8 protein-coding genes and 1 pseudogene are annotated in these 11,347 nt (G+C 38.4%); 5 read left to right on the plus strand and 4 right to left on the minus strand.

Annotated features, from left to right (window positions below; translation table 11 throughout):
* From BW961_RS28590 to xerS, 4 genes and pseudogenes are all read left to right on the plus strand, one after another.
* Positions 1–471, plus strand: a pseudogene (locus BW961_RS28590) (collagen-like protein); the annotation flags it as partial.
* Positions 472–546: 75 nt separating this feature from the next.
* Positions 547–660, plus strand: a complete 114-nt coding sequence (gene yjcZ / locus BW961_RS29675) for a sporulation protein YjcZ (protein ID WP_082867666.1) — start codon at positions 547–549, stop codon at positions 658–660.
* Between the two features lie 286 nt (positions 661–946).
* Positions 947–1,531, plus strand: a complete 585-nt coding sequence (locus BW961_RS28595; protein ID WP_068591306.1) for a sugar O-acetyltransferase — start codon at positions 947–949, stop codon at positions 1,529–1,531.
* A 1,904-nt stretch (positions 1,532–3,435) separates the two neighbouring features.
* Positions 3,436–4,509, plus strand: coding sequence for a tyrosine recombinase XerS (gene xerS, locus BW961_RS28605; RefSeq protein WP_068591304.1), 1,074 nt, complete (start codon positions 3,436–3,438; stop codon positions 4,507–4,509).
* Between the two features lie 821 nt (positions 4,510–5,330).
* On the opposite strand, the gene BW961_RS28610 is transcribed toward xerS, so the two are convergent.
* The 3 genes from BW961_RS28610 to BW961_RS31460 all read right to left on the minus strand — a co-directional run bounded on the left by BW961_RS28610 (position 5,331) and on the right by BW961_RS31460 (position 8,309).
* Positions 5,331–6,266 (minus strand): hypothetical protein, encoded by a 936-nt coding sequence (locus BW961_RS28610; protein WP_068591301.1) that lies wholly within the window; start codon positions 6,264–6,266, stop codon positions 5,331–5,333.
* Positions 6,259–6,777: a sigma-70 family RNA polymerase sigma factor gene (locus BW961_RS28615; protein WP_068591299.1), complete on the minus strand. Its 519-nt coding sequence runs from the start codon at positions 6,775–6,777 to the stop codon at positions 6,259–6,261. The genes BW961_RS28610 and BW961_RS28615 overlap by 8 nt, the downstream gene beginning before the upstream one ends.
* A gap of 125 nt (positions 6,778–6,902) precedes the next feature.
* Positions 6,903–8,309 carry a Gmad2 immunoglobulin-like domain-containing protein gene (locus BW961_RS31460; RefSeq protein ID WP_068591297.1) on the minus strand — a complete coding sequence of 469 codons (1,407 nt, stop codon included), beginning with the start codon at positions 8,307–8,309 and terminating at the stop codon, positions 6,903–6,905.
* Positions 8,310–8,623: 314 nt separating this feature from the next.
* Between BW961_RS31460 and BW961_RS28625 the strand changes: the two genes are divergently transcribed.
* The gene (locus BW961_RS28625; RefSeq protein ID WP_082867665.1) at positions 8,624–10,945 is read left to right on the plus strand and encodes a PQQ-dependent sugar dehydrogenase; all 2,322 of its coding nucleotides are present in this window, start codon (positions 8,624–8,626) and stop codon (positions 10,943–10,945) included.
* A gap of 107 nt (positions 10,946–11,052) precedes the next feature.
* Here the strand turns inward: BW961_RS28625 and BW961_RS28630 are convergent, their stop codons facing one another.
* Positions 11,053–11,262: an IS3 family transposase gene (locus BW961_RS28630; RefSeq protein WP_425298723.1), complete on the minus strand. Its 210-nt coding sequence runs from the start codon at positions 11,260–11,262 to the stop codon at positions 11,053–11,055.
* Positions 11,263–11,347 lie beyond the last annotated feature (85 nt).

Genomic DNA, 11,347 nt, shown 5'->3' on the forward strand with positions numbered 1-11,347 from the left:
GTAACAGGAGTAACAGGAGTAACAGGAGTAACAGGGGCAACGGGAGCTACTGGCGTAACAGGGGCAACGGGTCCAAAAGGGTCCTTCCAACAATTTCAGGTATCCGAGAATACGCCAAATACAACAGGGAGCTCAGCAATCCCACTAAGCGCAGTCGCAACTACATTAAAAACGATCACAATAACGGGAGTTCCTGCAGGAAGCAGTATTTGGTTAACTGGAATCGTTGGTTGGCAGTCTACGGCAGGTACTACAGCAATTCAATTACAAGTTCTCCGTGGAGCAACCATAATCTTTAGCATTAATCAGCATGCAGCTGGAAATAACACATTTGTAGCAACCAGTGTTGACCACGTTGATCTAACCCCTGGAACTGGAAATGTTACGTATTCGCTAGTTGCACTAACTATTGTCGGTACAGGAAATGCTATCGGAGCAATCACTTTTATAGGAGCATTAATAGAGCCTTAGTCAAAAACAGCTACAGTATTTTCACTTTCACCAATGAGACTTGCAGTACAGTCTGGCTTTGAAGGAGGAACTACTATGAGTGGAGTTCTTGGGGGATTTGGTGGATGTTGCGGTGTTGGTGGAAATACAGCGGCAATTTTAGTTCTCTTCATTTTGTTGGTCATCATTACCAGTGCGTTCTGTATCTAGATGAATAAGTAGAAAATAGTAGTAATTAATAGAGATTGTCCCAATTGTATTATATTAGTCGTAACATATACGGAAGTATCGTTAGGCAATCCGAAAATATCAGTGAAATACCCCACTAACCTTAATTGGTCGGCGGGGTATTTTATGTTCGTGATTAAGCTAACGGGCAGTTTAGCGTAATAATGGATTTGGTTTATGAGAGTTGTGTAATATACTGATAATGTGATCTGATTATTCGCCAAACAAAACAAGAAGTATAATTAAATTAGGTAGGTGATTTTTAAAAATGGACATGAAAGATTTTATAGACTTTTGTAAGAAAGGCAGCCCAATTTCGGGTGAGGATAAAGAATTGCATGAATTATTAATTCAATGTAGTTTTCAAGCTCAAAAGATCACGATGGAATTGAATACTTCCTATCATTCAAGAGAAGAAATAGTGGAGATTTTTAGTGAACTAACAGGCAATAAAGTTGATTCGTCTTTTATGTGTTTCCCGCCGTTTTATACAGACTTCGGGAAAAATATTAGTATAGGAAAGAATGTGTTTTTCAACGCAGGCTGTTCCTTCCAAGATAGAGGTGGAATTAGTATAGGAGACGGTACAATGGTTGGTATGAATGTCACGATTGCTACACTTAATCATGGGTTACCTTTGGCGACGAGAAACACAACATATCCCTCTCCAGTTATAATTGGGGAAAACGTATGGATCGGGTCAAACGCAACCATACTGCCCGGCGTGACGATTGGGGACAACTCTGTTGTTGCGGCAGGAGCAGTTGTGACTAAAGATGTTCCAGAGAATACTGTCGTTGCAGGAGTACCAGCAAAAGAGATGAAAAAAATTAATAATAATTTGGAATACTGAACATGTGATTAGCTTTGTAAGTTAATCATGATTGAACTAACGGGACACGATAGTTAAATAATACAAATTGATGAGCAGGTGCTTCGGTATCCTGCTCTTTTTATTAAACTCCTCATTGGCAACCCAAGAGGTCTAGAAAATGACCATTATAGTGATCAAGGTGATTTGTACGTTGAAGTTTTAATAAGACCTTGACGTTAAGCAGACGCTGCCCATACGGCGGCGTTTTTTATTGGGAGGAGGTGAGGTCACAACTGAAAAAGGAGCCCTATAATTAGGACTCCTTTTTTTCTGGAAATCAGGGTTTAATCGGGTAAGTGACCAAGTTCTTGTCCTACAAGGGACTATGTTCTTGTCCTCCGACAATTTATTATTGCCACTCATTCTCCCTTTGTTTTAGGCACGTTACATGCAAAAATTTATAATCTGGATGCCAAGCCTCTTCAAACAGCAGAATGGTTTGAACTAGACAATGTACAATTTTTTTATCGATTTTTCAATAAGCATAAGCAATTGTTTGAAAGAGAGTAGGACAGACACAGATTGTAGCTTTTCATCTGAGCCGGGGTGGGCACAACGGCAAGCGGGCGGGAATCTTTGAATAGGCGGCGCGGTCGACGTACAACCGACCGTTGTAAGATGACAAGAATATATTCCGATTAATATCCGCGTAAATCACGTTTTTTTTGTTTTATGGGAACAAATTATTGTCTTTGCGCATCCACCGACATTTTTTTTGTAAGAGGACAAGAACTTGTACTTATTGCCGACAATGGACAAGAACTTGTACCGTTATCCGCGGGTTCGAATCAATTGTACTCCACAACACGGCATCTGTCGGAAGACAATAATATCTAATGCTAATCGACATAGGCCAAGAATATGTTACGGTGGACTAAGATGATTAAGCTCCCATGAAAATTAAATTAGCTCAAAACCTGAGAAAGAGCATAATAAAGCAAACCAAGAATAACACTTTTAAAAAAAAGGCTGAGCCTCTTGAGTAATCATATAGAGATTGTTAGATCTTTTAAGCACAAAAAACATCATATAGACAACAAACAAAAAGGCAAGGCTGGTGCAACAACCAAAAAAGGATTAATCTCCCATGAGTGCTACCCATATAGGGTGCGACATTCTGTGATGCACCGTGGTGGTCGGAGTCAGACTAACGGTTGGGCTCTATGGCACCATAGCTTATCGACCTTCTTCGCCAGCCGTACAAACAGTATAGACAGGGGTACCCATTTTCATCCTCTGTGGTGCAGCACCGCTCTTGCGCTGCATGAATGGCTAACGGGCAGTTAACATTGATGATATTCATAACGTCCATAAGAACATAAGAAGTAAGAGGGAATGGGAATGGGTACATGTTCTTGTCCTCAGACAAAGGATGAGGCAAATCGGGTAGCTCTGCAAAACACGAAAAAAACCGCATAGAATTATTAGATTAATTCTCACATGATATTATATATTGTTTTACTCTAAATTTAATGAAAAATACACTAAATAAAATTATCTGAGGCACTAAATGTAATATTTCAACTATATATATTTCTTACATTTAAAGTAGAAATAAGAATAGATAATAATCTTCCTGTTTTTATATGGAGGGTTTTTCTTTAAATTAAAGTCTAGTTGTAGACTAATCTGAAATGATCTCTTAAGAAGTTAATAAATCATATATCCAGTTGATTTCTTAAGACAAGCAAAAACTTCCTTAAAATCTAAGCAACCATAAAAATTTCAAGATAGAAGGGAGAGGCAAGGCGTTTATAATCCTATTTTCATATTTATACTCGAAATCAATATAATTACGTAAAATAGTAATTTGACGAAATAATATTAATGATCTAAAATAGGTAATAAATGGATGTTGATATTCTTCCTAATTGGAGGGCTTAATGGATAAAGACGAAAAACACCACTATAATCAGAGAATTTTAGAAAAAACCATACTATTGCCATGGTATGTTGAAGAGTTTATTTCAAACAAACGTAGAAAATTATCTCCCACCACACTACTCAACTATTGTTATGATTATATAATTTTTTTTGATTGGATTACATCAGAAGGAATCTTTGATGGACAGCGTAAAGATATACCATTAAATATTCTAGAAACATTAACTATTTTAGAAGTAGAGAGTTTTTTATCCCATTTAGAATTTAATCTTCAGAACTCCAAATTAACAGTTAATAGAAAATTATCTTCTTTAAAGTCACTATTTGATTATCTACAGAATAAAGCAGAAACGAAGGAATTAAAACCATACATACTACGTAATATCATGGCTAAAATGGAACTAAATGCTGTGAAAGAGGATCAGAATACAACTGCCATTCGTATCGGTGGTAAGATTCTACGTGGTTCAGACGATTTTGAAAAATTCAGAGAATTCGTTGCTAATGATTACGGAATTATAAACAAAGACAAAAAAAAAATTTATAATTTCCATCAATTTAATCGGGAGAGAGATACTGCAATTATATCTCTTATTTTGGGATCAGGATTACGCCTGTCTGAAGTCGCAGGAGCAGATCTACGTGACATAGATACGCAAAAAGGTCATATTCGAGTAATTCGTAAGGGAAACAAAGAACAGTATGTTTACTTCAGTGATACAGCGTTATTCGATCTTCAACAATACTTTAATATTCGGGAAGCAAAATATAAAGTTGATAAAGATAATAAGGCTTTATTCATTGCAGCGGCAATCGGCCCAAAAAGTAAAAATAGGAGACTAACCGGTAGAGCTATTGAAAAGCTTGTTGAAAAATATGTGAAGGCCTTTGGTAAACCAACTATAACAGTTCATACTTTACGCCATTCGTTTGCAACCAGATACCATCAAGAAAATAATGACGTGCCTAAATTAAGAGATCAATTAGGTCATTCATCAGTTCAAACAACTATGATATACACTCATTTAAATGATTTGGAGATGCGTGAGGCAGTAAATAAAACTGATAATTGAAAAAGTTTAATACAACATAATTTAGATCGCTATTATAAAAAAATTTCTATCGTGAAATGACGTGTTCTAAATTGTTTGATTTCCAGTATATATCGCCATTAAATAAAGAGAAGTGACACAAATTTCCCCCTCATGGTTGACGGGATATAAGAGTGATAACAATTCAACATTCTTCGACAGCGTTCACAACCTTATAATTTACTAATGACACAAATTTCCCCTCATTACAATAAAGATAAGAGCCACCTGAAGCAAATAAGGGGAGATTTGTGTCACTTATGAGGGGAGTATTGTGTCATTAGACAAATAAAAGGAAAGAGCGAACTTGACTTCCTTTTTACTTACACATACATATGTACAAAATACGGGTTTTGTGTTTAAGTATTAGCGATTCATTACGAATAGGACTCATTTGAGCTTCTTCATGGTAAATTCGCTATCTAATTTATTTTGTCTCGTTCCCTCTAAAATCATCTCTTATATACTCTTCTGTTTGACTTCAAGAATCATTTTACTGTTTATGTTATCAGAGTTGTTGTAAGAAGCTTTTTATAAATGTATAATTCAAGTTTTTGAATTATTCGACTGTTCACTTAAATATCTTTTCGATTATAGTTCATACCATGAATTATTTTTAGATCTCAAATGATCATAATTAATTTATTATCAAGTTAATCCCTACGATTTGCTGAATATTTCTTCACATTGTTATGTTGCCTCAATAATATAACCATAATTTAACTATTAAATCCCCATATCTATTTATACACAAAAAGACCGCTTAATTGCGGTCGATTACTTTTATTATATGGTTTTATACATTATTTCTTTTCAGTAGAAATGAACTCCGGAATTTGTAGGTTTGATCTTTTTTCGATAAGTAACGAATCAACGCCAGATTCACTCTGAATTCGTTTCAACTGAGCCAAAGCCTCAGCTTCCGTATTGTAATATCCGGCCTCCACCAAGAATGAGCCTTGCTGATCTTTTAATACGCGTAATCCCTCTAACTCAAACAGCATTTCTTCAGCCATACCTATTTCCTCTCCATAGGGCATCGACATCGTTCTTAGAGAGTATACAGGCGAAAGCTTTACAGTATTCTCCTTATCAGATGTTAGCTTAATGACGACCTGTGCTGGATCTTTATATTCTTTCACCTCATACTTAACAGGTTCATTAAAAGTGATATTAAACCGTATGGCTGAATCGTCCATCGTAATGATTTGGTATGCATCTTGAATGTAGTTGCTTTGTTTCAACGTCTCAAGATCTTTTGCAGCGGAGAATCTTCTTGCCCCACCAACGGAAATCGTCATTGTATTAGGATATTCAGTAAATTTCATATGAAATGAATTTGCTATCTGCTGTGGTTCATTATTTTGCGCAAAGTTCAAAATAATTTGATCACTACCCTCCTGTTGCTTCACCGTAATAAAATTAACGTCTGTTCCATCCTGAATAACTCCGCCTCCGGCGTTCCCTTTGGAGAAATGTAATACACTCACTAGTTTGCCGAGTACCGGCACCTGTTCTAGACTTCCTGCGAAGGCAGGTAACGTATTGATACTGATCGTGAAAAAGATAAACATAGCTGCCACACTGGACGCAATCCATTTCACATGGCGTTCTGTTGCACGGGTTTTCTGTTGATGAAGCTTACCTTTTTCAATTCCTCGACGAGTGGCCAAAGTTAGCTCATCAAGAATTTCGATATCATTATAGGCTTGCTGTAATCGTTTCAGTTTATCATCCATTGTACTCACTCTCCTCCAGATTTATTTTTAATTTCTCCAGTCCTCGGTATATTATCGATTTGACAGTACTTAACGGCATATCCAATATATTTGCTATTTCCTTCATCGGCATATCCTCAAAGTACCTCATGACGATCGCGAGTCTCGTTTTCTTATCCAGAACACGCAAGGCTTCATATAAATCGATCGCAACTCCTCTATCATCGGGGACATAGCTGTCTTCAATATCTTTACCCATATAAATGATTTTTTTGGATTTACGAATATAGTCTAGGGCACAGTTTACGGATATTTTAATAAGCCATGTGCTGAAATATTGCGGCTTCTGTAATTTATGAATGGAAATATAGGCCTTGTAGACTGTCTCTTGTACAATTTCGAGCGCATCATCCTTGTTCCTCACATATGACAATGCCATTCGGTATAATCGCCCCTGCATTTCGTTCATGAGCAAGGTAAAACTATCTTCATCACCAGTAATTGCTTTTACTACCAATTCTTCTTGCTCCACGTGTTGCACTCTTCCTTCCCACTTGTCATTTGAATAGATTTACCAACACGAATACATATGATAGCCCTCACACCTTCAGGCTCACCATGGTTGCCGCTCATTATACGTGATGGAATACATGACAATTATTTCAGACTTAATGACAATTTATTTACGACAGCGCCGCTCTCTTGATCTATTTCATATAATTCTAGTGTTAATGATTGGTTACTGGATAGCTTACTTGTGGGAATCGAGATGTTTTGTGAAATCGTACCCCATTCAGGTCCACTTTGTGATGCTGTACCAAAGCCATTGACTATAACACGCTCACCTTGTTTTACTGAATATTGATAGGTACCTTCGAATACGCTGGCTTCACCTGTCACTGCATAATCAATCGTTGTTTTTATGGTAGGAACAAGCTTAATATTTCGAAACACATGGTTGTTCACCGTTTGACTTACGTTTAATGGAGCGATTAGTTTATTTACGATAGCGCCACTCTCTTGATCTACTTCAAACAATTCAAGTGTTAATGACTGTTTACTGCTAAGTTTACTATTTGGAATAGAAATGGTTTGTGAAATCGTACCCCATTCCGGCCCACCCTGCGATGCTGTCCCGAAGCCTTTCCCGATAACGCGTTCACCTTGCTTCATGACATATTGATAGGTGCCTTCAAATACACTAGCTTCGCCACTCACAGAGAATTCAGTCGTTATTTTTGTGGCAGGGGCAACCTTAATATTACGAAACGCTTGATTGTCTACTTTATTAATTACGTTCAGTGGCACCGTATGTTTATTTACAACAGCGCCGCTCTCTTGATCTATTTCATATAATTCTAGTGTTAATGATTGGTTGCCGGATAGCTTATTTGTAGGAATCGAGATGTTTTGTGAAATCTCACCCCATTCGGGTCCACCTTGCGATGCCGTCCCGAAGCCTTTCACGATCACACTTTCACCTTGCTTCACGGCATATTGATAGGTACCTTCGAATACGCTGGCTTGACCTGTCACTATATATTCAGTCGTTGTTTTTATGGCAGGAGTAAGTTTGATTTTACGAAACACCTGGTTATTTCTTGTTTCACTTGCGTTCAATGGAGCAGCAAGATTGTTTACAACTGCGCCACTCTCTTGATCTATTTCAAATATTTCAACGATTAATGGCTCTTTGCCGCTTAGTTTACTTTTTGGTATTGAGATGTTTTGTGAAATCTTACCCCATTCGGGTCCACCTTGCGATGCCGTCCCGAAGCCTTTCATGATCACGCGCTCACCTTGCTTTACAACGTATTGATACGTGCCTTCAAATACGCTAGCCTTGCCTGTCAACATGAATTGTTCGATCTGATCTGCTTTAATGTTACGAAATGTTGCGGATGTTTCTTTGCTGATTATTACCATTTCTGATTTGGACATCTGCTGCTGTGAACTTTGTGGTGAGAGCGTCTCTGAACGATCTGCCTTTGTGATGCTTTGAATTCCGATTACCGATCCGATTAAAACGGTAGCAGTACATATTGCAATCATTTGTTTTTTCATTATTTAAACTCCTCATATTGTGATGTATGTTTTTGTAGTTCTTCATGAAGTTTACAAGGATTAGACGCATGGTTTCTGTTAAAAGACGCAAATAGATGAAAAGCATTATTTTCCTTTATTAATAGGGGTAGTTATCCATGTGCAAAATAAATATCCCATCATTTTAATGGAATAGTAATACATAAATAAATATATGTGGTAATATATTCCTGAAAGTATAAGCGTTTTAACTTTATGAGGGGAGGATCCAATTAGTTTTATAGTTTTATAGTAATCTCTTAATGCCATTCCAATACCTAAAAGGATGTGTACTGATGATTAAACCGTTTAAAATAATGGGTTTATGTCTCTCCATTTGTTTACTATTTACTGTATTACCTGCACACGGTTCTGCTGAAGTATCTGAAGTATCCGATGTAAATGAAGTAACTAATGTAACTGAAGTGGCTGATGTTGCAACTGATGCAGCCCCGGTGGCAGCTGTTGCTCTTCCTAATCCGTGGAAGCAACAAATCATTGGTTCGCCTGCTATAACAGGCACCTCTTCGTACGATCCGAGCAATGATAAATTTACTGTAAGTGGCGCAGGTACAGACATTTGGGGTAAAACAGATCAGCTCAATTATGTATATCAGCCATGGACCGGAGATGGATCCATCATTGCATTAATCTCTTCTCAGACCAATCCTCACGATTTTGCAAAAGCAGGTGTCATGATAAGAGAAACACTGAATGCTGATTCCAAACATGTCGATTTATTACTGACCCCCGCTAACGGGTTCACATTTCAGTACCGTACGGATACGGGCGGAACCTCTCAAAGTGTAAAAATAGCCTCGACGAGTCCATACTGGGTAAAGCTTGAACGTAAAGGAAATGTCATAAAAGGCTACGTATCCAACAATGGGTTGAATTGGGGCGATTTAGGTAATGTTACGCTAAGCATGAATGCCTCCTTGTATGTAGGTTTGGCCGTTACTAGTCATAATGTATCCAATTTAAGTACGGCAACATTTGATAAGGTGAAAGTAAACGCCACGGGGGATGTATTCCCTCCTACTGAACCAACCAACTTACTGGCAAACTCGGTTACGAGTACAACAGCTAACATCTCCTGGACCGCGTCACTCGATGATGTAGGTGTGAAGGATTATGACGTGTATAAAGACAATGTATTAACACAAGCGAATGTTACAAGTACCACATATACCTTTAGCGGATTGACACCATCCACCACTTATAACTTCACTGTGAAAGCAAAAGATACTGCAGGAAATGTTTCAAATGCCAGTAGTCCACTCACCGTTACAACAACCGGCCAAATCGATACTCAAGCTCCAACTACCCCTACAGCTCTTGTAAGTTCCAGCAAAACATCGTCGTCAGTCAATCTAGCATGGACAGCTTCTACTGATAACGTGAGCGTGTATGCCTATGACATTTATAGAAATGGAACACTTGCGGGTAGCACACCTACGACTTCCTTTAATGTGACTGGGCTTACAGCTAATACTTCATACAGTTTCACTGTAAAGGCAAGAGATTTAGCAGGAAACATTTCCGCAGCAAGCACAGCATTGTCTGTAAAGACAAACACAACTTCTTCAGATCCTTATACCCCAGAAGTTGTCGCAAGTAATTTAGAAACCCCTTGGGCTATCGCATTAGCGCCGGATGGACGCATCTTCTTCACGGAACGTAATAGTGGTAGAATTCGTGTCGTTGTGAATGGGCAATTGAAATCAACCCCTGTCATGACGCTTCCTTCTCCTTTCTATTATATGCCTAAGAGCGAAGGTGGATTATTAGGTCTAGCACTTGATCCCAATTTTGCGACCAATCATTACATGTATATCTACCACTCTTACAAAACATCTGATAATAAAGTAGCCAATCAGGTCGTACGCCTTAAAGAAAATAACAACGTGGCTACACAAGACAAGGTGCTTATTACAAATCTTCCTGGTGCGGTCTATCACAATGGTGGGCGTGTGAAAATAGGCCCAGACAATAAACTGTATTTCAGTGATGGTAATTATGGGAATACAGATGATACGTTGAACTACCTCGGAGGTAAAATGTTCCGCCTGAATCTAGACGGCACGATTCCAAGCGATAATCCGTTTGGGGCTTCCTCTCCGATCTATAGCCGAGGACATCGGAATCCTCAAGGAATAGCATGGCAACCTGGAACGAATCGTTTATTTATATCGGAGCATGGTGAGTCCTCTAAGGATGAGATCAACTTCGTTCAGCCCGGTAACAATTACGGTTGGCCTAAATATGAGGGCAGTAACCAGAATCAACCTGGCATAACGCCTCCACTTATTTATGCCAATGGCACAACTTGGGCTCCTTCTGGCATGACTTTTGTAACGCAAGGTCCATGGGCCGGAAATCTACTAGTAACCAATTTGAAAGGCAAACAGATCATTCGTATGGTTGTCACAGAACAGAACGGCAAACCTACAATCGATAGTAATAATCTTACGTATTTATTCTTAAATAAATATGGGCGCATCCGCGATATTGTTGAAGCACCAGACGGTTCCCTTTATTTCGTCACCAGCAACAATGGCGATAAGAACGGGGATGGTACCGCGGATAAACTTGTTCGACTCGTGCCTAATTTCTAATTCACTATGACCAATTGAAGCGAAACACAATTCATCAGATAAAATAACAAAAGAACCCTTATTTTGAAGTGACCCCTGTCAAGTAGACAATTAACAAAAAGCAATATTTAAGCAGCCTGAGTCCTGTATTCGTAGGGGCTCAGGTTGTTTAGTTTCTTTTGAAAGCGTTCATGGTTGTAGAAATGGATGTACTGCTTAACGGCGTGTTCGACCTGCTTTACAGAATGAAAAACATGAAGGTAGAAGCACTCTGCTTTAAAATGACTGAAGAAGTTCTCCATACATGCATTGTCCCAACAGTTTCCTTTCCGGGACATGCTGGCTTGGATGCTGTATCGTTTGAGCAGCTGACTATATTGGCGGGATGTATACTGGAATCCTTGGTCACTATGTAGTAGAACA

Source organism: Paenibacillus macquariensis, from assembly GCF_900156375.1.
GTDB classification, from domain to species: domain Bacteria; phylum Bacillota; class Bacilli; order Paenibacillales; family Paenibacillaceae; genus Paenibacillus_AQ; species Paenibacillus_AQ macquariensis.